Genomic DNA, 24,415 nt, shown 5'->3' on the forward strand with positions numbered 1-24,415 from the left:
CACACTCATAGCAATAAACGGAGAAAACTCTATGAAATCAAAAAACTTCAAGCTCTCTCCTTCGGGTAGGCTTGCTGCATCTTTAGCGATTATTTTCGTATCACTAAATGCATATGCTGGCGGTATTGTTCCTGATGCGGGCAATCAAGGACCGAATGTTTCATCAGTTAATGGTGGCACTCAAGTCATTAATATCGTTACACCAAATAACGAAGGTATCTCTCATAACCAATATCAAGATTTTAATGTAGGTAAACCAGGAGCTGTTTTTAACAACTCTTTAGAGGCAGGACAATCACAGCTTGCTGGACAGCTAAATGCCAACAGTAACTTAAATGGACAAGCCGCTTCTTTAATTTTAAATGAAGTTGTTAGTCGTAATCCTTCGTTCTTATTAGGCCAGCAAGAAGTTTTTGGTATCGCTGCGGAATATGTACTTTCTAATCCAAATGGTATCACCTGTGATGGTTGTGGTTTTATCAATACCAGCCGCTCTTCTTTAGTTGTAGGTAACCCACTGTTTGAAAACGGTGAGTTAAAAGGTTATAGCACGCTTAGTAATACAAATTTACTTTCTATTGGTAAAAACGGATTATATGCGCCCGGCCTTTTAGATTTAATTGCACCTCGCATTGATAGCCGAGGTAAAATAACAGCAGCAGAGATTTCTGCATTAACGGGTCAAAATACCTTCTCTCAACGTTTTGATATTCTTTCATCACAAAAACCCGCTTCTGCCTTAGATAGCTATTTCTTTGGAAGTATGCAATCGGGTCGTATCCGCATCATTAATACCGCAGAAGGAAGTGGTGTTAAATTAACAGGTAAATTTGTTGCTGATAACGAATTAAGTGTCAGAGCAGACAATATTCAAACGGATAGCCAAGTTCGTTATGACAGTTACGACAAAGATGGTAGTGAAAACTATCAAAATTACCGTGGTGGTATCGCGGTTAATAACAGTGGTTCAAGCCAGACTCTGACAAAAACAGAGTTAAAAGGTAAAAACATCACTTTAGTCGCTGATAATAAAAACCAAATCAAAGCCTCTGATTTAATGGGTGATGATATTTTATTACAAGGGGCTCATTTAACTGTTGATGGCAAACAGTTACAACAAAAAGACACAGATACTGACAATCGTTGGTTCTATTCTTGGCAATATGATGTCACTAAAGAAAAAGAGCTAGTACAGCAAGTTGGTAGCCATATTGATGCCAAAAATAGTGCAACATTAACAGCAACTAAAGGTGATGTAACACTTGAAGGTGCCAAAGTTAATGCAGGTAACACGCTGGCAATTAATGCCAACAAAGATATTAATATCAATGGATTAATTGAAAAAGAAAGTCGCAGTGAAAACGGCTATAAACGTAACCATACTTCTCGTTTAGAAACAGGTAGCTGGAGCAATAGCCATCAAACAGAAACCTTAAAAGCGAGTGAACTGACCGCAGGTAAAACGCTGGGCTTAAATGCTGAAGGCTCTATTACCGCTCAAGGTGCAAAATTACATTCTAATGAGAATGTTGTCGTTAACGCTAAAGAGAACATCAATCTTAATGTTCAAAATACCAACAATGATAAAACAGTAACCAACAATCATGTTGTTTGGGGGGGTATCGGCGGTGGTAATAATAAGAATAATAACAACAAACAAGAAGTTAGCCATTCAACACAATTAACGGCTGACGGACAACTGTTACTTACGGCAGATAACAATGTCAAAATCACGGGTAGCCAAGTGAAAGGCAACCAAGGGGCTTTTGTTAACACAACCCAAGGTGATGTTGTTATTGATAATGCGATTAGCGAAACCATCACTAAAACTAATGAGCGTACAGGCACAGCCTTTAATATTACTAAGAATTCCCATAAAAATGAAACTAATCAACAAGTTTCAACCGGTAGTGAATTAGTTTCTGATGCACAATTAACCGTGATCAGTGGGAAAGATGTCAATGTTATTGGTAGCTTGATTAAAAGTGCTGATGAGTTAGGCATTGAATCTTTAGGTGATATCAACGTTAAATCTGCACAGCAGACCACAAAAATTAATGATGAAAAAACATCATTAGAGATCACTGGTCATGCTAAAGAAGTTGAAGACAAGCAATATAGCGCAGGTTTTCATATTACTCATACATCCAATAAAAACAATAGCACTGAAACCGAACAAGTAGGATCTACTATTAGTGGTGGCAGTGTTAAAGTTCAAGCGGATAAAGATGTCACTTTTGCAGGTTCTGATTTAAAAACAACCGCAGGTAATGCCTCTGTTTCTGGTGACAATGTTGCTTTTGTTTCAACAGAAAACAAAAAAGAAACAGACAGCACAGATAGAACCATTTCAGGTGGCTTTAGCTACACAGGTGGTGTTGATAAAGTGGGCTCTAAAGCTGATTTTCAATATGATAAACAGCATACAACAACTGAGATCACCAAAAATAAAGGTAGCGAAACTCAAGTTACAGGTGATTTAACCATTACTGCGAACAATAATGTAACGCATCAAGGTGCATCACACAAAGTTGACGGTTCATATAAAGAATCAGGCGAAAATATTAATCATCTTGCGGCAAATGACAGTGCAACATCTAAAACAGATACCTTAAATATCGGTGTCGATGTGGGTGTTAATCTTGATTACAGTGGTGTGACTAAACCGATTAAAAAAGCAGTAGAAGATGGAATTGATACCACAAAACCAGGTAACAATACCGATATGGATAAAAAAGTTACTTTTAAAGATGCCATTAGTAATCTTGCTAACTTAAGTAACCTAGAAGCACCTAATGTCGGTGTTGAAGTCGGTATTAAAGGTGGCGGTAGCCAGAAATCACAAAGCGATAGCCAAGCGGTTTCAACATCAATTACTGCGGGTAAAATCAATTCTGACAGTAATAACAACTTACGTGACCAAGGTACTCATTACCAATCAACACAAGGTGATGTATCACTAACCGCAAATACTCACACCAGTGAAGCGGCTCAAAACAAACACCAAGAGTCTTTCCATGAAACAGCAGGTGGTGGTCAAGTTGGTGTCAGCACGAAAACAGGGAGTGATATTACCGTTGCCATTAAAGGCGAAGGTAAAACCACAGATACAAGCTTAACCACAACGAAAGCTAATGGTAGCCAGTTTAATTCAGCCGGTAATATCAATATTAATGTACGTGAAGATGCACATTATGAAGGCGCTAAGTTTGATGCTCAAGATGGCAAAACGGTGATCAATGCTGGCGGTGATTTAACACTGGCACAAGCAACAGATACTCACTCTGAAAGCCAACATAACGTGAATGGTAGCGCAAACCTTAAAGTAGGTACAACACCAGACAGCAAAGATTACGGTGGCGGTTTTAACGCAGGTGGTGCTACTCATCAAAAAGATCAGACAACAGCGAAAGCAGGTTCAGTGAATGGCTCTCAAGGTATTGAGTTAAATTCAGGTCATAATCTGACTTTACAAGGTACTCATTTAACCAGCGAAAATGATGTTGCTCTGACAGCAACTAACAAAGTTGATTTCCAAGCAACAGAATCTCAACGTACTGAAACAGGTAAAAACTTATCTGGTGGATTACAAGCGGGCTTCGGTCAAAAAACAGGAGAGAAATCATCTTCTGTCAATGGCTTGGGTGGCGCTGAATTTGCTATTGGTAAGCAAGATGAGAAAACGGTCTCTCGTGAAGGTGGAATAATTGCTAACCAAGGCAATTTAACCGTTAACGGTAGTTCCGTTAATCTTCAAGGTACTAAAGTTAATAGCAAAGATACGCAATTAACCTCTCAATCTGGTGATACTACCCTGACTTCAGCACAATCCACTGATTACAAAAATAATTGGGGTACTGATATCTCTTTAAATGGCAAACAAACTAATACGACGCCAAAAGAAGTGACTGAAGAAAACCCAGCAACCTCTATCCATAATATTGGTGGCAAAGTCTTAGTAAACGTTGAAGATCAACAAAAATCCACACACCAAAATGTTTCAGTAGAAACAGGCACATTAACTGTAAATAGCGACAAAAACCTTGCTCTTTCTGGTGCCAATGTTTCTGCGGATAATGTGACAGGTAATGTGGGCGGTGACTTTACAGTGACAAGCCAAAAAGACAGCGATCGTCACGTTACTGTTGGTGTAAATGTCGGTTACAACCACAATAATGATCCTAAATCTAGCCAAGTTGATAAAACAGCTAAAGCAGGTGGATCACTATTAGAAAATACGATCAAAGAGACTATTGATTCAGGTATTAAATCTGCAACTGATGTTATCTCTGATAAATACAACTCACTCTCTTCAACTATCGCAGATAAAACCGGTATCAGTGGCGAAACAAAAGCCAAAATTGATAAAGGTGTTGGTACAGTGGGCAATGGCATCAAAAATATCGTAACAGGTGCTGAAGGCCATACGGCGAATGCGGATATCAAAGTTTCTCATATTGATAATGATGCCGTTACCCAAACCACAACCTTAACAAGCAAAAATGACATTTCATTAAATGTAAGTGGTACAACTAAACTTACAGGTGCTGAAATTAAAAGTGAGCAAGGTCAGGTTGATTTAGGCGGTAGCAACGTTCAATTAAACAATATTGAAGGTCATCAATATGAAGCAGGTGCAGATCTTGATCTGAAATCATCTGCTGTTGATTTAGTGAAACAACTTGCAGGTGGTGACTTATCATTAAAATCACCTATTAAAGTGAATGAAACGGTAAACACAAAATCGTCTATTTCTGAAAAATAATAGACACCCTATAAAAGAGTAATGCCTATTCTTTTGTAAACCAAACCCCACTTATTAGGATAATAAAGTGGGGTTTTTTATGTGTTCGTTTCAAAATAGAACGTAAAGTACGATCAGTAATCGATAAAAAAGATCCACTTATGACTAAGTGGATCTTTTTCTAATCAGTACATTACACAGCTATTATTATGAAAAATAAATTAACCTAATTGGCCATGACAATGCTTATATTTCTTACCTGATCCACAAGGGCATGGCTCATTACGACCCACTTTTTTACCTGCAGCAACTTGACCATCGATTGCTGACATTTGAGATTCTTTTGTCACTTCATGGCTTAATTGTTGTTGTTTAGCTAAACGCTCGGCTTCTTCACGACGACGACGTTCTAACTCTTCAACTTCTTCAGGTAAACGAACTTGTACTTTGCTTAATGTGCTGATCACTTCATATTTCAGTGATTCCAACATGTTAGCAAACATAGCGAACGATTCACGTTTGTACTCTTGTTTTGGATCTTTTTGTGCATAACCACGTAAGTGGATACCTTGACGTAAATAATCCATTGCTGCCAAGTGCTCTTTCCACAGTGAGTCTAGCGTTTGTAACATCACGCCTTTTTCAAAGTTACGCATCATTTCAGCACTAACGATCTCTTCTTTCGCTTTATAGACTTCGATAGATTTTTCTAAAATACGCTCACGTAATGTTTCTTCGTGTAATTCTGGTTCTTTATCTAACCACTCTTTGATTGGTAAATTTAAATCAAAGTCTTTTTGTAAACATGCCGTTAAGCCGTCAATATCCCACATTTCTTCTAGTGATTGAGGTGGAATATAGTTATCAATCATCGAAGTGAAAACGTCTTGGCGAATACTATCGATAGTTTCACTTACGTCTACCACATCCAGTAATTCATTACGCTGAGTATAGATTGCACGACGCTGATCATTTGCCACATCATCATATTCAAGCAGTTGCTTACGAATATCAAAGTTGCGGTTTTCTACTTTACGCTGTGCGTTTGCAATTGCTTTGGTTACCCAAGGGTGCTCAATCGCTTCGGTTTCATTCATCCCTAATTTACGCATCATGCCAGACACTTTGTCTGAAGCAAAAATACGCATTAAGGAGTCTTCCATAGACAAATAGAAACGAGAAGAACCTTCATCCCCTTGACGACCCGCACGACCACGTAACTGGTTATCAATACGGCGAGATTCGTGACGCTCAGTACCTATGATATGTAAACCACCTGATGCTAATACTGCATCATGGCGCTCTTTCCATTTAGCTTTGATTTCTTCAATTTTTTCTTCTGTTGGCTCTTCCAGTTTAGCCACTTCAGTTTGCCAGCTACCCCCTAACACGATATCGGTACCACGACCTGCCATGTTAGTTGCGATAGTTACCGCGGAAGGTAAACCTGCGTTAGCAATAATATCTGCTTCCATTGCGTGGAATTTCGCATTCAGCACGTTATGGTGAACATTCGCTTTAGTCAGCGCTTTAGAAATCTCTTCTGATTTTTCAATTGAAATGGTACCGACAAGAACAGGCTGACCATTTTGAGTACGTTCACGAATATCTTCAATAATGGCTGCAAATTTACCTTGCTCATTCATATAGACTAAGTCAGGCAGATCTTTACGTACCATTGGGCGGTTAGTTGGGATAACAATTGTTTCTAAGCGATAGATAGAGTTAAATTCAAACGCTTCTGTATCCGCAGTACCCGTCATCCCTGCTAATTTTTCGTATAAACGGAAATAATTTTGGAATGTGATTGACGCTAATGTCTGGTTTTCATTTTGGATCTTCACACCTTCTTTTGCTTCAACAGCTTGGTGTAAACCATCAGACCAACGACGACCTTGCATTGTACGACCTGTATGTTCGTCAACAATGATAACTTCGCCATCTTTAACAATATAATCAACATCTTTGGTAAACAGCGCATGAGCACGCAATGCCGCTGTTACATGGTGCATTAACATAATATTAGCCGGTGAATATAAAGACTCCCCTTCTTTCATCATGCCAGCATCTGCTAATAAACCTTCAATTTTAACCAGACCGCGTTCTGTGATATTCACTTGACGTGTTTTTTCATCAACAGAGTAATCGCCTTCACCTTGGAATGTATCTGAGTCTTCTTTTTCTTGAGAAACCAAATGAGGAATGATTTTATTCATCTGGATATAAAGCTCAGAACTGTCTTCTGCTGGACCTGAAATGATCAGTGGTGTACGTGCTTCATCGATCAAGATTGAGTCAACCTCATCCACTAATGCATAGTGTAATTTGCGTTGAACACGTTCTTGTGGACTAAATGCCATGTTGTCACGTAGGTAGTCGAAACCAAATTCATTGTTCGTACCATAAGTGATATCAGCATTATAAGCTTCACGTTTTACTGGTGGCGCCATATTTGGTAAGTTGATACCAACGCTTAATCCTAAGAATTCAAACAAAGGACGGTTGTTTTCGGCATCACGCTGTGCCAAGTAGTCATTGACGGTAACAACGTGAACGCCTTTACCTGATAGCGCATTTAAGTACGCAGGTAATGTTGCGGTTAATGTTTTACCTTCACCCGTACGCATTTCTGCAATACAACGTTCATTCAGAACCATACCACCGATTAACTGTACGTCGAAGTGACGCATACCAAAAACACGTTTACTGGCTTCACGCACTGTTGCAAACGCTTCTGGTAAAATATCTTCTTCTTTCTCACCATTTTTTAAGCGCTCACGGAATTCATCCGTTTTCGCTTTTAGCTCATCATCTGTCAGCTTTTCAAATTCTGGCTCTAGTTTATTAATTTCAGCAACAACCTTGCGCATACGGCGGATTGAACGATCATTACGACTACCAAAAATTTTGGTTACAATTTTACCTAACATAAATCTTTATTCTCATTTATGGCGTGAAACGCCGAAAACAGCCTCTGTTTTTATTGATAAACAGAGATAATCATAATCTTATTAGATTAAGTGACTCAATTAAGCTGTTAGGTAAGGCCCTGCGCGAATACCACGGATTTGTGCAAGCCATAATCCGGTATGATAGGAAATTTTATTCTGTACTAAAACATAGCCAGAAAGAGGGAGGAGGCTTAGTGCCGATGATGGAGTCTCTGTTAATAAGGCATACAGCGTATCAAGCATAACCGCTGCAACATTAGAAGCAGGTAACGGTTCATCTTTGGCTTTAACCATCAATTCGGGTGAATTAATGGTGAATGCAAAAGAGAGCTGTTTGATCACATTTTTTACTGCATGCTGTTGCCAGTAATTAAAGGTGAAGGATGAGGCAGGATTCTGTACACTTTGACGTAAGAATAAGTTATCAAACGCAATAATTGCCTGGCTTTGACGGTTTTGAGAAGAAGGAGTATCTGTTTGCTGTGGATTTTCGGCATGAGCAGACAACAGCGAAGGTATTCCGATACCTGCTGCTACCATCCCTAAAAGCAGATGCGACCAAAAATATCGCCTGCCAAACTGTCGCCAAAAACTTATAATACTCATTAACCTTCGTTGCTCATTAATCTTTATTTTGTGGAGTCAAAATCTATGCGGGATAGTTACCCACAATCATTGGAAAAAATCTTCATTGAACTTGAAGGTTCCAACAAGAGTACACTACAACTTATACAACAGCGCGCAACGATTTTACTAAAATTAAATCGTGCCGTCATGGCTCTTTTACCCGTTCCTTTACGAGATAAGTGCCGTGTCGCAAATTATCGTAATGCTATTTTAATTATTGAAGTTGCAAACGCAAGTTGGTTAACTCGTTTACGTTATGAAACCCCGTCATTACTTTCCGCATTGAGACAAGAAATTTTACCATCCTTATCCTCAATAGACATCAAAATAAATCCGTCTTTAGGCGTAAAACAGGAAAAAAGATCTTTAATATCATCATTAAAAGAACAAGAGCCTAAAAAGAAACGTCACTTAAGTTTAGAAAGTGCGCAATCATTGAAGTATTTAGCTGAGAAAAGTCCAAAGAAATTAAGAGAGAGATTAGAACGGTTGGCTGCACTTGCCGGAGAGAGTACAAGTACAGCCAAAGATGAACGTTAATTAGAGATAATTAACGCGCTTTCCTTCGCAGGAATTAAGCAAAGACCATTGAGGGGGCTTTGAATGCCACTGGCATTTGCGCTTCGTCTTCAAATGTGACGAATTCCCACGCAGATTCTTTCGCTAATACAGCTTGGAGCAATTTATTGTTCAGTGCATGACCTGATTTAAACGCGGTGAATTCACCGATAATGTTATAGCCACACATAAATAAATCACCGATTGCATCCAACATTTTGTGACGAACAAATTCATCTTCAAAACGTAAGCCATCGTCGTTGAGAACACGATAGTCATCAACTACGATTGCACAATCGAAGCTTCCGCCTAAACACAATCCTTTAGATTGTAGATATTCGATATCACGCATAAATCCAAATGTACGAGCACGGCTAATTTGGCTCATAAAAGATTCAGCGGAAAAATCTAATTTATAACGCTGTGTACTTGCATCAATGGCTGGATGATTAAAATCGATAGTAAAATCTAATTTAAACCCGTTGTATGGACGCATCTCTGCCCATTTATCGCCATCTTCTACACGTACTGTTTCTTTGATGCGAATGAATTTCTTCGCAGTACGAAGCTCTTCGATACCTGCATCAAGTAACAAGAAAACAAAAGGTGCCGCACTTCCATCCATAATTGGAATTTCAGGTGCATTCACTTCAATTACGATATTATCAATGCCTAAACCAGCCAGTGCTGCATTTAAATGCTCAACGGTTGATATACGCACATCGTCTTCGTTGACTAAGCAAGTACATAACATAGTGTCACGAACTGATTTTGCGTCTGCTGGAAAATCCACCGGTGGATTTAAGTCAGTACGACGGTAGATGACCCCAGTATTTGCTGGCGCCGGACGCATTGTAAGCGTAACTTTTTTACCCGTGTGAAGTCCCACACCGGTTGCTTGTACAATTCGTTTTAATGTCCGTTGTTTGATCATCATTTTATCTCGCAATGTTATCCGTCCTACCAATCATTATACTTATAATTGGCAGGACAGTTTAGCACAAAAAGCGGAGATGCCAATCTTTTTGGCGATTAATCAGCCTGTTTTCTCAGGAACGCAGGGATATCTAAATAATCTGGTTCTTTGTTTGCCTGAGTAGATTGTTCGTTAACGGCTTTTGCGGCAGGCTTGCTTTCTTCTACAGCAGAGAAAGAAGACATGCTATTTTGCATTTGCTGGTAACGATTCTCCATTGCGCTTTGCTGATTCTGTTTATTAGTTACCAGCGTAATTTCTGGACGTTTGTCCATACCAATACCTGTTGCAACCACAGTCACACGCAATTCATCATTCATTTCTGGGTCAAGGGATGTACCGATAACCACTGTCGCATTATCTGATGCAAATGCACGAATGGTATTACCCACTGTTTCAAATTCATCAAGACGTAAGTCAAAACCTGCTGTGATGTTGACTAACACACCACGCGCGCCAGATAAGTCGATGTCTTCCAATAATGGACTTGAAATCGCCATTTCTGCTGCTTCTTCAGCACGATCTTCGCCTTTCGCAGCACCCGATCCCATCATGGCATAACCCATTTCAGACATCACAGTTCTTACGTCAGCAAAGTCAACGTTCATTAAACCTGGGCGAGTGATTAGCTCAGCGATACCTTGAACTGCGCCTTTTAATACATCATTAGCTGCGCCGAATGCATCTAATAATGAAATTCCACGACCAAGTACTTTTAATAACTTGTCATTTGGAATAGTGATTAATGAGTCAACATGTTTTGATAACTCAGTAATACCTTGTTCCGCAAATGCCATACGTTTTTTGCCTTCAAAATTAAAAGGCTTAGTCACTACAGCAACGGTCAAAATGCCTAATTCTTTAGCCACTTCTGCAACAACAGGCGCAGCACCAGTACCAGTACCACCGCCCATACCTGCTGCGATAAAGACCATATCGGCACCTTCAAGTGCTGCACGTAACCCTTCGCGGTCTTCCTCTGCTGCATTACGGCCTACTTCAGGATTTGCACCTGCACCTAAGCCTTTCGTAATGGCATTACCGATTTGGATAGTCTGTCCGACCGCTGTTTTACGTAGCGCTTGAGCATCCGTATTGACTGCAAAGAAATCTACGCCTTCAATACGTTCACGAACCATGTGCTCAACCGCATTACCGCCGCCGCCACCAACGCCGATGACTTTGATCACCGCATCGTTGGTTAATTCCATAGGTTCAAACATAATTTCTCTCCGTTTTGTGCCTTCTCAGGGCCGCTTGCTCAAACGACCTCTTTTTAAATTTGTCTGATTATTAAAACTCTCTTTTTAGCCAACCAGTGAGTTTTTTAAATAAACCACTGACAGCAGAGCGTTTCTCGGTTTCAGTTTCCTCACCAAAGTGAGATTCTTTACCGTAATGCAAGAGCCCAACCGCTGTTGAGTAGTAGGGATCCTGCGCATAATCTGTTAGCCCGGTAATATTTAACGGTTTACCGATCCGTACTTGCGTGTGGAAAACACGTTGAGCACATTCAACAAGTCCATCAATCTGTGCAGCACCACCTGTTAGCACAATACCTGCGGCTAAATGATGCTTAATCCCTTGCTGGCGTAACTGTTCTTGAACTTTTAAAATCTCTTCATTAACAAGATTGAGCAGTTCGGTATAACGAGGCTCAATCACCTCAGCAAGAGTTTGTCGTTGCAGACTTCTTGGTGGTCTGCCTCCGACACTTGGAACTTCGACATTTTCATCTTTACCAACTAAAGAGCCTAATGCACAACCATGACGAACCTTGATAGCTTCGGCATCATTTGGCGGAGTGCCAAACGCGTAAGCGATATCACTTGTTACTACATTGCCAGCATAAGGAATAACGCGAGTATGCCTTAATGCTCCACCGGTATAAATTGCGATATCCATTGTACCGCCACCAATATCAACAACACACACACCTAATTCACGTTCATCTTCGGTCAATACAGCAAAACTTGAAGCCAGTCCCGCAAAAATCAGTTGATCCACTTTTAACCCACAGCGTTCAACTGCTTTTACAATATTCTTTGCCATATCGTTATGGCAGGTAATTAAATGAACTTTAGCCTGCATACGCACACCCGATAATCCAACTGGGTTTTTGATCCCTTCTTGATAATCAATGGCATACTCTTGCGGTATAACGTGTAAAACACGATGTTCATCTTTTACTTTGACGGATTTCGCGGTATGAACCACGCTATCAACATCATCTTGAGTCACTTCTTCTTCCGAAATTGGCACCATACCAATCTCATTTTGGCAACTGATATGCTTGCCTGATAACGCCAAATATACTGAAGATATTTGGCAGTCAGCCATTAGCTCAGCCTGATCTACCGCCCGTTGTACACATTTTACGACGGATTCGAGATCATTAACGCCACCTTTATCCATGCCCCGAGATGGACAACTTCCCACCCCGATAATATTCACTACACCATCAGGCAGGATCTCACCGACAAGGGTGGCTACTTTGGCCGTACCAATCTCAAGACCAACTACTAATTTTCTGTCCGTCGCTTTGATCATTATTGTTCTGCCTTCGCCTTCATCGTGTCATCTGCCACGTCTTGTTTATTCATTATCAAGTAATAAAGGAGCCCATCCGACTGCACCACCACTGTCATAACGCAGATCCACGTAATCAACTCGTTTATCTGTTTGTTGTTGCAGTATCGGATACAACTCAATAAAGCGAGCGATCCGTTTTTCGTTATCCTTACGACCTAACTCCAATCGGACATCATTGTCTAAAACTAATTGCCATCCTTGACGGGCAGACATTGACGCTGCTTTTAAATTCAGGTTACTTGCAAGAAGCTGATCTCTCATTGCCACATAACCTGACAACACCATTTTTTCGCTTCCTTGAGGACCATATAACAAAGGATAACTTCCTTTGGTTTCCAACTGCGTTGGCAGACTGAAAACACGTCCTTCTTTATCAAGAAAGTAAGTGTCATTCCAACGGGTAAAGGGAACATACTCTACCAGATGGATTTTAAGTTCATCAGGCCACTGTTTACGAACAGTGACTTGCCTAATCCATGGCATACGTTCAATTTGTTGCTGAATAATATTCACATCCTGTGTCATAAATGTACCCGGCTGTCCTAAAGACAAAATGGCCTGACGTACATCATCATTCGTTGTGTAATGTCGCTCACCCGTTAATACAAGTTTTGAGATTGGCAGACGATTTGCGTCTTTCATCCAGTTAACCACTTGTATTCCACCCCAAATGATGGTGGCAATCACACATAAGAAAAAGATTAATCCTGATAAATAAGTACCATTACTCGGTCTGTCAGAATGTTGCTTCTCTTTGTGTTCTTTTATATTTAGCGCTGCTTGTGACATATTAACCCACTAACTCCTGAGCAACGTTTAAACAAGAGAATCGCCCATTCTTTTGTCCGATATTCCAGCGATTAATACTTTTCCTACATATATATACTTTATGAACACTTTTAGGTTTGATAATTAAATCACTAAATTGTTCAATCTGTTGAGAATTATTTACTTTAAAAGAAGAAATTGCGAATTTTTCTGCGTTTTTCTTACTTTTTAACTGAAATTTTTTCTCAACACAGATTTGAGCAAGCGAATTCTCGATCATTTTTTTCGCTAATACAGTGTTATTTTCCTCATAACACGCCATCATTACAGTTACTTTATTGACCATTTCACCATAAATGATGTTCACTTGCTCAAACATCCGTCTTAATCCTCGCTGAAAGATGGTTGTAATTTCGTATCTGCTAAGCGACGCGCTATTTTACCAATATTTCCAGCACCTTGAACTAAAACAAGATCATTATCTGTTAATACACCTGCCAATATTGATGAAATATTAGTCACATCAGAAACCCAGATAGGATCTAGCTTCCCACGTTGGCGAATTGTTCGACAAAGTGAGCGACTATCGGCACCTGCAATAGGCGCTTCCCCAGCAGAATAAACATCTGTTAATAATAAAATATCAACCTGATTGAGAACAGTGGCAAAGTCTTCATATAAATCGCGAGTACGTGTATAGCGATGAGGTTGGAAAATCATCACTAGGCGTTTATCTGGCCATCCCGCTCTCGCCGCTTTAATCGTTGCATCAACTTCTGTTGGATGATGACCATAATCATCCACTAGCATCACTTCACCTTCTTGACCATTAACATGCTCAAGACCGTAGTTACCTAAGAAATCAAAACGACGTCCAGTACCTTGGAAGTTAAGTAATGCGGCTAAAATATGTTCGTCAGCAATGCCTTCTTCTGTGGCGACAGCAACCGCAGCTGTCGCATTCAGTGCGTTATGGCGACCAGGTGCATTTAATACAACTTGTAAATCTGGCATACCTTCACGAGAAATAGTGAAAAAGCCCTGGGCACCTTTTTGTTCATAATGTGTAATACGAACGTCAGCATCTTCACTAAAGCCATAAGTCGTAATATAGCGACCCACTTTAGGAATAATAGAGCGAATGACATCGTCATCCAGACACATCACTGCACGACCATAGAATGGTAAATTGTGCAAAAAGGTAATAAACGTCTCTTTTAGATTGTCAAAATTACCGTGATATGTGTCCATATGGTCTGCTTCGATATTCGTAACGACAGCAACCATGGGTTGTAAATGTAAAAACGATGCATCACTTTCATCAGCTTCAGCAATTAAATAACGACTGCAACCTAAGCGAGCATGAGTGCCAGCCGATTTAACAAGCCCACCATTAACAAAAGTAGGATCTAAACCCGCTTGCGCATAAATATTTGAAATCATCGCTGTTGTTGTCGTTTTGCCATGTGTTCCGGCAATCGCAACACCATGACGATAACGCATCAATTCGGCCAGCATTTCAGCACGACGAATAACAGGGATACGCGCTTCTCTTGCTGCAATAATCTCAGGATTTTCAGCACTGATTGCTGTCGAAACCACAACAACACTTGCGCCACGAATATTTTCAGGGCGATGATTAAAATAGACTGTCGCGCCTAAGGCAACGAGCTGTTGTGTGACGACGTTTGGTGCTAAATCAGAACCGCTGATTTCATAACCTTCGTTAGCCAACACTTCGGCAATCCCCCCCATACCAGCACCACCGATGCCAATAAAGTGAATATGCCTAACTTTTCTCATTTCAGGCACAAATGATCTTAATTTTGCCAGTTGTTGTGTATTCACTATTTACTTCTTCACTCTACGTTAATGGTTACAAGTTACGTTTATTTTTTTGCCACTTCGATTATCACATTCGCTACGCGCTCTGTGGCATCCGTAATCGCAACACTTTTTGCTTTCTCTGCCATTGCTAACAAGGTTTCTCTATCCCAATTTTTCAGGGTTTGTGCAATGACTTCTGGAGTTAAATCGTTTTGCTCAATAATACGCGCTGCACCCGCTTTTTCTAACGGCAGTGCATTCCAATATTGCTGTCTATCTTTGTGCTGGAAAGGAACAAAAATAGCGGGTAATCCCGCTGCGGCAATTTCGCTGACCGTTAATGCACCTGAACGACACACAACAACATCAGCCCATTGGTAAGCTTGCGCTATATCATCAATAAATTCAGTAACTTTATATTCAGATTTAACTGAATTTTTTGCTAATTCGTTCTGGTAGCGTGTTTTTGTATCACTTTCGCCACCTTTTCCTGCTTGATGCCAGATTGTAACATGTTCACCTAGTAAACCTGCAACTACGGGTAAGGTGTGATTTAAAATTCTAGCACCTTGGCTACCACCAATGATCAGTACACGAATAGGCCCTGTTCTCTCTTTTAATCGTACTGAAGGCGCTTCAAGTGCCAATACATCTTCACGAACAGGATTTCCAACAACTGGTGCTTTAGGAAATGCCCCCGGAAAAGCCTGTAATACACGTTTCGCCATTTTCGATAACCAGCGATTGGTTAATCCAGCGATACCATTTTGCTCATGCAAAATAACGGGTATCCCGCACATCCAAGCGGCAACACCACCAGGGCCTGAAACGTAACCACCCATACCAAGTACAGCATCTGGCTGATAGCGCTTCATAATGGCGCGAGCTTGGAAAATCGCTTTAATAATACGAATAGGTGCTGCGATTAATGCTTTAATACCTTTACCACGTAAACCTGAGATACGAATAAATTCAATTTCGATACCGTGCTTAGGGACTAAATCGGCTTCCATTCTATCTGCCGTTCCTAACCATCGGATTTCCCAACCTTGAGATTGTAGATAATGAGCAACAGCCAGCCCTGGGAATACATGTCCCCCAGTGCCACCAGCCATAACCATTAAACGGCGTCTACGCTCGCTCATTTCGGGCTCCTTACAAACGCCTGAGCTTGTGCTAGACGTGTTTCATAATCAATTCGTAATAACATCACGATAGCAGTTGACATAATAATCAAACTCGAACCACCGTAACTAATAAGAGGAAGGGTTAATCCCTTTGTCGGCAACATGCCTGCTGCTGCGCCTACATTCACCAATGATTGGAATGTAAACCAGATCCCGATAGAGCAAGCTAAAAAGCCTGAAAAACGTTGATCGAGGATCAGCGCACGCCGTCCGATTTGCATCGCGCGAAAAGCGATGAAGAATACCATTAAAAGCACCAAAACCACACCGATATAACCAAGTTCTTCAGCCAAAATGGAGAAAATAAAGTCGGTATGTGCCTCTGGCAAATATTCTAGTTTTTGTACTGAGTTTCCTAAACCTTGTCCAAGCAAATCACCACGACCAAATGCCATTAGAGATTGTGTAAGCTGATAACCGCTTCCAAATGGATCTTCCCAAGGTTCTAAGAAAGAAGTGATACGTCGAACACGGTAAGGTTCAACAATAATCAACATAACAACAGCGGCAATTCCTGAACCGATAATGGCTAAGAACTGCCAAATTTTAGCACCCGCTAAAAATAACAGCGCTAATGTTGTTACGAATAAAACCACAACGGTTCCTAAGTCTGGTTGTAATAACAATAAAACAGCCAGTACTAACATCACGCCCATCGGCTTACAGAAACCCCAAAAGTTATTTCTGACTTCTTCAACTTTTCGGACTAAATAGCTCGATAAATAACAAAACAGTGCAAGTTTTGATAATTCAGCGGGCTGGAAATTTAATGGTCCCACAGCAATCCAGCGTGAAGCACCATTAACGGAACTCCCTACCCCCAATACCACTAATAAAAGTAATATCGAACCAAACAGCATTAAGCTGCTATAACGTTGCCAAATTGCCATTGGAATGCGCATGGTGACTAACGCAATACAAAATGCGACAACAATATAGATGCCATCACGTTTAGCAAATAAGAAAGGATCTTCTGCAAGACGTTGACCAACAGGCATTGAAGCTGATGTCACCATAACAAAGCCGACAACCGCTAATCCGAAAGTAAACCAGAGCAAAGTGCGATCATACGGTACAAATGCCGTATTCTCAGTTTGATAACTGCCCACTAGCCACTGTTTTAATCTTCGCATTGCGAATACGCTCATCAGCCAAGCTCCCTTGCTAAACGTGCAAATTCATCACCACGCTGCTCAAAACATTTAAACTGATCTAAGCTTGCACATGCAGGAGAAAGCAACACCATATCCCCTGATTTTACAGAAGGAGCTAAAGCCCGCATGGCTTCTTCCATTGTCACTGTTAATAAAGAGACATCTGGTCGTAGATTTGCCAATGCGTGTCCATCTTGTCCAAAACAGTACAGACGAATATTATCTCCACTGATATAAGGCAATAAAGAAGTGAAGTCAGCAGATTTCCCATCACCACCTAATAAAAGATGTAGTGTGCCCTCAACTTCAAGTCCTCGTAATGCCGCTTCAGTGCTTCCCACATTGGTGGCTTTCGAGTCATTTATCCAACGTACATTTTGATGTGAATAAACTAATTGAAAACGGTGAGCAAGACCGTGATACGTTTTCAGTACCTCGGTTGCAGCTTTACGAGAAATACCCACAGCATCAGCAAGAGCTAATGCGGCTAATGCATTGGTATAGTTATGCTGTCCTGAAAGGTACATTTCAGCCGTTGAAAGGACTTTTTCACCTTTCACTTTTAAAATGCGATTTGTGTTATCAAGCTGATAATCACCTTGTCCAACACCAAAACTAACACAACGATTATCTTTACCCGCTAAAGGTAGCGTTAATGCATCATCTTCGTTATAAACACAGGTTTTAGCATTATCGTAAATACGCAGTTTTGCTTCACGATATTGTTCTAATCCTAACGGATAGCGATTCATATGATCTTCGCTAATATTTAATACCGTTGCAGCAGCGGCTTGTAAGCTATAAGTCGTTTCTAGTTGAAAACTCGATAGCTCTAATACATATAAATCATAAGGCTCGGTTAATAAGGTCAGAGCTGGAACACCAATATTGCCACCGACTCCAACACGAATACCATCCGCGCTTGCCATTTCACCCACAAGCGTTGTCACGGTACTTTTACCGTTAGAGCCCGTAATCGCTACAATAGGCGCTTTGGCTTCACGGCAAAACAGTTCAATATCACCAACAATTTCAACACCATGATTTGCGGCTTCAACAAGCTCCGGTGTCGAAAGTGCAATACCCGGACTTGAGATAATTAAATCAGCATCGTTAAGCCATGCTTGATGAAAACTACCTGTATGATATTCAACGTCAACAGGAAGCTTATCTAAGCCTCCTGGTTTTTGGCGTGTATCAATAACCTTAGGTGTAACACCTTGGCGGATAAAAAAGTCAACGCAAGAAAGGCCTGTTATCCCAAGCCCAACAACAACCACTTTTTTTCCCTGATAATTTGCCATCTTAACGCACCTTTAATGTCGCCAGACCAATAAGCACTAACATCAGTGAGATGATCCAGAAACGGACAATAACACGAGGTTCAGGCCAGCCTTTTAATTCATAATGGTGATGAATTGGAGCCATACGGAAAATACGTTGACCACGCAACTTAAATGAACCGACTTGTAAAATAACGGAGAGTGTTTCAACAACAAACACACCCCCCATAATCACTAATAAGAACTCTTGGCGTAATAACACTGCGATAGTCCCTAATGCGCCACCTAATGCAAGTGAACCAACATCGCCCATAAAGACCTGTGCTGGGTAAGTGTTAAACCAAAGAAAACCTAAACCAGCGCCAACTATCGCGGTACAGACAATCACCAATTCGCCCGCATGCATTAAGTAAGGAATTTTCAAATAACTGGCGAAATTAACGTTACCTGTTGCCCATGCAACTAATGCAAAGCCCGCAGCAACAAATACTGTTGGCATAATAGCTAAACCATCTAAACCATCTGTCAAGTTCACAGCGTTACTGGTACCCACAATCACAAAGTAAGCCAGTAAAATGTAGAGCATACCTAATTGAGGCATAACATCTTTAAAGAATGGAACGACTAGCTGTGTTGCTGGCGTATCTTTACCAATTGCGTACATACTAAATGCCACAACAAGTGCAAGTACGGACTGCCAGAAATATTTCCAGCGAGCAATTAAGCCTTTTGTGTCTTTACGAACTACTTTGCGATAATCATCAACAAAACCAATCACGCCGTAACCAATTAAAACCAGTAATACACACCAAACATAGGGGTTATCTAATCTTGCCCATAGTAGTGTGGAGATGGATATAGAGAACAGGATCATAATCCCGCCCATTGTTGGCGTACCGCGTTTGCTAAAGTGAGACTCTGGCCCTTCGCTACGAACCACTTGCCCGATTTGCATTTTTTGTAACCATGCAATCAGATGAGGTCCCATCCACAACGCAATAATTAATGCCGTCAATAAGCCAACAATCGCCCTGAATGTCAGATAAGAAAACACATTAAAAAATGTATGGTATTTAACCAAATATTCGGCTAGCCAAACTAACATTCAAAGCACTCCTTTAATGCGTTCACGATATCTTCCATCGCGGAGCTTCGTGAACCTTTTACTAAAACTGAAACAACATCATGCTGCTGTAATAATGGAATTAATTGAGCAAGTAAGTCGGCTTTAAATGCAAAATGCTGACCACCTTGATTTTCATCACTAATAAAATGGCTGTGATGTCCTACGGTAAATACGCTATCAATACCTACATCGTGTGCAAAACGCCCCACGTCACGGTGACATTTTTCTGAATCTTTACCTAATTCAGCCATATCACCTGCGACAAAAATCTTATATCCCGGTAATTGAGACAAAACCTGTAAGCCTGCGATCATCGAACCATCGTTAGCATTGTAAGTATCATCTAACACCATTTTTCCTGCTGTTAATTCAACAGGGTACAATCTTCCTGGTACGGCTTTTAATGTCGATAAACCAAGGCGAATATCTTCAAGCGTCGCCCCAGCAGATAGCGCAAGCGCACTTGCCGCTAAAGCATTCGCAATGTTATGACGACCCGGTAATGGAAGAGTGACTTCTACACAACCTTCTGGTGTGTGTAAGGTGAAGTTTGTGATGAATTGCTTAACCGTGATATCTGATGGATAAAAATCGGCTTTACCTTGTGCTGATAAAGAGAATGACCATTGCGTTTGGCGCGCATTCAAATGGTGTTTCCACAGAGGTAAGTCATTACTATCCAGATTAATAATGGCTGTACCTTGCTCTTTTAAGTGGGTAAAGATTTCACCTTTTGCCTGAGCAATCCCTTCCAGTGAACCGAAACCTTCAATATGTGCAGAAAAGAGATTATTTACCAATGCACTATCTGGTTTTACCATATTTACGGTATAAGCGATTTCACCGATATGGTTTGCACCTAATTCGATAACCGCAAAACGGTGTTCTGGCGTTAAACGAAAAAGCGTTAAAGGTACGCCAATATCGTTATTTAAATTGCCATGGGTATATAAGGTTTCGCCACTGTGACGCAAAATAGAAGCGGTCATCTCTTTAACGGAGGTTTTTCCAGAAGAGCCTGTCAACGCAACAATCTTGGCGTGGCTTAGCGAACGAATATGTGCTGCAATTTCGCCCATTGCTAGATGGGTATCTTTCACAATGATTTGCGGACAATCAACATCAATCTCACGATTAACTAAAACCGCAACGGCGCCCTTTTCTTTTACATCAGCAATAAAATCATGAGCATCAAAACGCTCACCCGCTAATGCAATAAACAGGCAATCTTCATCAATTTTACGACTATCTGTTGAAATCGATTTGATGATAAGTTGATCCGCTTGGCTTTGAGCGAGATGGCTCAATGTGCCTTTGCTAATTTGTGCAATATTTCCTAAAGACAGAGGGATCACGCTATCACCCCCAATAACCGAGCAACGGTTAATCTGTCTGAATAATCGAGACGACGCGAGCCAACCAACTGATAATCTTCATGCCCTTTACCTGCGACTAAAATCATATCATTGGTATCTGCTTGCATAATCACGTTAGTAACCGCTTCAGCCCGACCTTCAATAGCAATCGCACGACCAGGATCCATTAAACCCGAAAGAATATCTTGGATAATTGCTTGAGGCTCTTCACTACGAGGGTTGTCATCGGTGATAACAACTTTATCAGCCAGCTCTTCTGCGACTGCTCCCATTAGTGGGCGCTTACCTTTGTCTCTATCTCCGCCACAACCAAATACACACCATAGTTTACCTGTGCAGTGTAAACGAGCAGCTTGAAGTGCTTTCTCTAAAGCATCTGGAGTATGAGCATAATCGACAATAACCGTAGGGCGATTATCCGCACTAAATACTTCCATGCGGCCACAAACAGGTGTGAGTGAAGATGACGCTTTAATAACCGCATCTAATGGATATTCAAGTGCTAATAATGTCGCTAAAGCGCATAAAAGATTACTAACATTAAATGCCCCCATTAATGGGCTTTCAATTTCACCATCACCCCAGCTAGAACTAAAGTGAATGGTTGCACCCGCATCATGATAATTAATCTGGGTTGTTTTAACAAAACGGCCTTGCCAATTTTGTGGCAATTTATTTTCCATTGTCACGGCAACAGCGTCAGGTAAACGAGATAACCATTTTTGACCAACGGCATCATCCGCATTGATGATTTTTTCACCACTGCAATGAGTGGAAAACAGTAACCATTTTGCTTCTTCGTAGTTAGCCATATCACCATGATAATCAAGATGATCACGACTTAAATTCGTAAATACACTCGCCACAAAAGGCAATGCACTCACACGACCTTGAACTAAACCATGAGAAGAAACTTCCATAGCGGTCAATGTCGCGCCTTGATTTAATAATTGCTGTAACTCTAATTGAATATCAACCGCAGATCCTGTGGTGTTCATCGCAGGAACAACATGACCTAAAAGTCCGTTACCTACTGTTCCCATCACAGCACTTGTTTCACCCAAACCTTGTGCCCACTGTGCTAACAATTGTGTTGTTGTCGTTTTTCCATTAGTCCCAGTAACACCAATCAGTTTCAGTTTTTCCGCAGGTTGATGATAAAAATGTCCCGCTAACTTTGATAATTCTGCATTAAGATTATCAATGTAAATAACTGGAATACCGTGACTTTCACGGATTTCACCATGCGTTGCAACATCTTGTGCTTCCGCTAATACCGCCGAAACACCTTGAGCAATTGCTTGAGGAATATAGCGTCTACCATCAGTTTCATGACCTTTGATGGCGATAAAAAGATCACCGCTCGCCGCTTTTCGGCTATCGAGTGTCATGTCTTTGAGCATCAATGACGGTGCTTGTATCCCGAGTGCCCCTAATAGGTCACTTAAGTTAGGATCGGCCACTTGTATCCTCTTCTTTTTTAATTACAAATTCATTTTTATCGTCTGGCGTCAATGCGTCAGGTTCTACGTTCATTGTGCGTAAAACCGCGCCCATGATCGCGCCAAACACCGGTGCAGAAACTGCCCCACCATAGTACTTCCCTGCTTTGGGTTCATTGATTACGACAACCAATGCAAAACGAGGGCGACTTGCTGGAGCAACACCCGCCGCATAAGAGATATATTGATTGATATATTTTCCGTCTGGCCCTACTTTCTTCGCTGTCCCTGTTTTAATCGCAACACGATAACCTTTAATTGCAGCACTCACACCGCCGCCACCGGGCAATGCAACGCTTTCCATCATATGAACGACGGTTCTCATCACAGGCTCGGGGAATACGCGAGTTCCCGGTACTGGAGGGTCAACTTTTGTAATAGAAAGAGGACGGTAAATACCAAAACTACCAATCGTTGCGTAGACACGCGCTAACTGTAACGGCGTTACCATTAGCCCATATCCGAAAGAGAAGGTGGCCCTTTCAAGATCGGACCACCGTTGTTTTTTTATTGGAAATATGCCACTACTTTCGCCAACTAGCCCCAAGTTAGTTGGCTTCCCGAATCCAAATCGTGAATAAACATCCACAAGTTCAGATGCAGGCATCGCTAACGCCAGTCTTGAAACACCAACGTTACTCGATTTCTGTAATATTCCTGTTATCGAAAGCTCATGATATAACGCCACATCTTTTATCTGATGCCCGCTAATACGATAAGGAACGGTATTAATAACACTATTTTCTTTAATAATATGATTGTGGAGCGCACTCATCACAACCATCGGTTTTACGGTAGAACCTGGTTCAAAAATATCGGTGATAGCACGATTACGCATCGCATCTTTAGGCGTTCCCGTTAAATTATTTGGGTTGTACGATGGGCTGTTAGCCATCGCCAGCACTTCACCGGTATTTACATCAACTAAAACAGCGGTTCCCGACTCTGCTTTATTCTTAATAACCGCATTGGTTAATTCGCGATAAACCACAGATTGCAGACGTTCATCGATACTTAACATCAGGTTATGAGCAGCTTGGCTGTCTGTTTGAGCGATATTCTCGATAACACGGTTAAAACCATCTTTACGAACAACACGCTCACCAGGAGCACCTGTCAGCCACTGGTTAAAGCTTTTTTCAACACCTTCAATACCATCACCATCAATATTTGTTACACCGATGATGTGAGCAGTTACTTCGCCTGATGGATAATAGCGTTTTGATTCTTGGCGCATATTAATCCCAGTGATTTTTAGTTTACTAATATAATCACTAATTTCAGGGTTCACTTGGCGAGCCAAGTAGATAAAACGAGCGGAAGGCGTTGCGACAATTTTTTGCTCGATGTGATTCACTGGCATTTTCAGTGCATCAGCAAGTGCTAACCAACGAGAATCTGTCATATCGGGATTAGCATCTAATACAACTTTAGGATCTGCCCAAATGGCAAAAACAGGCACGCTAACAGCAAGAGGCCTCCCCATTCTATCGCTGATCATGCCTCTTGCTGTCGGTACTTTTTGTACACGTAGAGAACGCATATCCCCTTCACGAATAAGGGGATCGGGGTTAATAATCTGTAAATAGGCAACACGGATTAATAGCGCGGCTAAAGCGATACCAATACCACCGCAAAGCAACGCAAAACGCCAACTCACAAATCCTGTTTTTTCTTCAGGCTTGCGTAGTTTGGCATTTGACTTTGTTTTTGCTTTCGCTTTTGCCGAACGTGAAAATTTCAT

The 24,415-nt window shown here is 41.0% G+C and carries 17 protein-coding genes; 2 read left to right on the forward strand and 15 right to left on the reverse strand.

Features of this window, described 5'->3' with window-relative positions; genetic code table 11:
• The first annotated feature begins 31 nt into the window (after positions 1–31).
• Positions 32–4,765, forward strand: a complete 4,734-nt coding sequence (gene hpmA / locus JEP71_RS05125) for a calcium-independent hemolysin HpmA (protein WP_198625857.1) — start codon at positions 32–34, stop codon at positions 4,763–4,765.
• 200 nt (positions 4,766–4,965) lie between these two features.
• Here hpmA and secA read toward each other — a convergent pair whose 3' ends face one another.
• Positions 4,966–7,674: a preprotein translocase subunit SecA gene (gene secA, locus JEP71_RS05130; protein ID WP_198625858.1), complete on the reverse strand. Its 2,709-nt coding sequence runs from the start codon at positions 7,672–7,674 to the stop codon at positions 4,966–4,968.
• A gap of 99 nt (positions 7,675–7,773) precedes the next feature.
• Complete coding sequence (secM, locus tag JEP71_RS05135) at positions 7,774–8,301, reverse strand: secA translation cis-regulator SecM (RefSeq protein ID WP_198620825.1); 528 nt, start codon at positions 8,299–8,301, stop codon at positions 7,774–7,776.
• A 45-nt stretch (positions 8,302–8,346) separates the two neighbouring features.
• On the opposite strand from secM, the gene JEP71_RS05140 reads away from it, so the two are divergent.
• Positions 8,347–8,862, forward strand: coding sequence for a DUF721 domain-containing protein (locus tag JEP71_RS05140; protein ID WP_109371134.1), 516 nt, complete (start codon positions 8,347–8,349; stop codon positions 8,860–8,862).
• Between the two features lie 34 nt (positions 8,863–8,896).
• Here the strand turns inward: JEP71_RS05140 and lpxC are convergent, their stop codons facing one another.
• The 13 genes from lpxC to ftsI all read right to left on the reverse strand — a co-directional run bounded on the left by lpxC (position 8,897) and on the right by ftsI (position 24,415).
• Entirely contained in the window at positions 8,897–9,814 is a 918-nt protein-coding gene (gene lpxC / locus JEP71_RS05145; protein ID WP_036913397.1) for a UDP-3-O-acyl-N-acetylglucosamine deacetylase, read from the reverse strand.
• Positions 9,815–9,912: 98 nt separating this feature from the next.
• Positions 9,913–11,079 carry a cell division protein FtsZ gene (gene ftsZ / locus JEP71_RS05150; RefSeq protein WP_023581499.1) on the reverse strand — a complete coding sequence of 389 codons (1,167 nt, stop codon included), beginning with the start codon at positions 11,077–11,079 and terminating at the stop codon, positions 9,913–9,915.
• A 70-nt stretch (positions 11,080–11,149) separates the two neighbouring features.
• Positions 11,150–12,406 (reverse strand): cell division protein FtsA, encoded by a 1,257-nt coding sequence (gene ftsA / locus JEP71_RS05155; RefSeq protein WP_006533748.1) that lies wholly within the window; start codon positions 12,404–12,406, stop codon positions 11,150–11,152.
• A 45-nt stretch (positions 12,407–12,451) separates the two neighbouring features.
• Entirely contained in the window at positions 12,452–13,237 is a 786-nt protein-coding gene (ftsQ, locus tag JEP71_RS05160) for a cell division protein FtsQ (protein ID WP_198620826.1), read from the reverse strand.
• 1 nt (position 13,238) lies between these two features.
• Positions 13,239–13,595, reverse strand: coding sequence for a hypothetical protein (locus JEP71_RS05165; protein WP_198625859.1), 357 nt, complete (start codon positions 13,593–13,595; stop codon positions 13,239–13,241).
• A 5-nt stretch (positions 13,596–13,600) separates the two neighbouring features.
• Positions 13,601–15,064: a UDP-N-acetylmuramate--L-alanine ligase gene (gene murC / locus JEP71_RS05170; protein ID WP_160230585.1), complete on the reverse strand. Its 1,464-nt coding sequence runs from the start codon at positions 15,062–15,064 to the stop codon at positions 13,601–13,603.
• A 41-nt stretch (positions 15,065–15,105) separates the two neighbouring features.
• Positions 15,106–16,188, reverse strand: coding sequence for an undecaprenyldiphospho-muramoylpentapeptide beta-N-acetylglucosaminyltransferase (murG, locus tag JEP71_RS05175; RefSeq protein WP_198625860.1), 1,083 nt, complete (start codon positions 16,186–16,188; stop codon positions 15,106–15,108).
• Complete coding sequence (gene ftsW, locus JEP71_RS05180) at positions 16,185–17,378, reverse strand: cell division protein FtsW (RefSeq protein ID WP_196533381.1); 1,194 nt, start codon at positions 17,376–17,378, stop codon at positions 16,185–16,187. The genes murG and ftsW overlap by 4 nt, the downstream gene beginning before the upstream one ends.
• Positions 17,378–18,688 carry a UDP-N-acetylmuramoyl-L-alanine--D-glutamate ligase gene (gene murD, locus JEP71_RS05185; protein ID WP_198620830.1) on the reverse strand — a complete coding sequence of 437 codons (1,311 nt, stop codon included), beginning with the start codon at positions 18,686–18,688 and terminating at the stop codon, positions 17,378–17,380. Before murD ends, ftsW begins: the two co-directional genes overlap by 1 nt.
• Before the next feature lies 1 nt (position 18,689).
• Positions 18,690–19,772: a phospho-N-acetylmuramoyl-pentapeptide-transferase gene (gene mraY / locus JEP71_RS05190; RefSeq protein WP_023581493.1), complete on the reverse strand. Its 1,083-nt coding sequence runs from the start codon at positions 19,770–19,772 to the stop codon at positions 18,690–18,692.
• A complete protein-coding gene (gene murF / locus JEP71_RS05195) occupies positions 19,766–21,148 on the reverse strand; it encodes a UDP-N-acetylmuramoyl-tripeptide--D-alanyl-D-alanine ligase (protein ID WP_198625861.1) in 1,383 nt (460 codons plus the stop codon). Before murF ends, mraY begins: the two co-directional genes overlap by 7 nt.
• The gene (gene murE, locus JEP71_RS05200) at positions 21,145–22,632 is read right to left on the reverse strand and encodes a UDP-N-acetylmuramoyl-L-alanyl-D-glutamate--2,6-diaminopimelate ligase (RefSeq protein ID WP_196533378.1); all 1,488 of its coding nucleotides are present in this window, start codon (positions 22,630–22,632) and stop codon (positions 21,145–21,147) included. The genes murF and murE overlap by 4 nt, the downstream gene beginning before the upstream one ends.
• Positions 22,619–24,415 carry a peptidoglycan glycosyltransferase FtsI gene (ftsI, locus tag JEP71_RS05205; RefSeq protein ID WP_109371150.1) on the reverse strand — a complete coding sequence of 599 codons (1,797 nt, stop codon included), beginning with the start codon at positions 24,413–24,415 and terminating at the stop codon, positions 22,619–22,621. Before ftsI ends, murE begins: the two co-directional genes overlap by 14 nt.

This window comes from Proteus sp. PR00224 (assembly GCF_016238105.1).
Lineage (GTDB): Bacteria > Pseudomonadota > Gammaproteobacteria > Enterobacterales > Enterobacteriaceae > Proteus.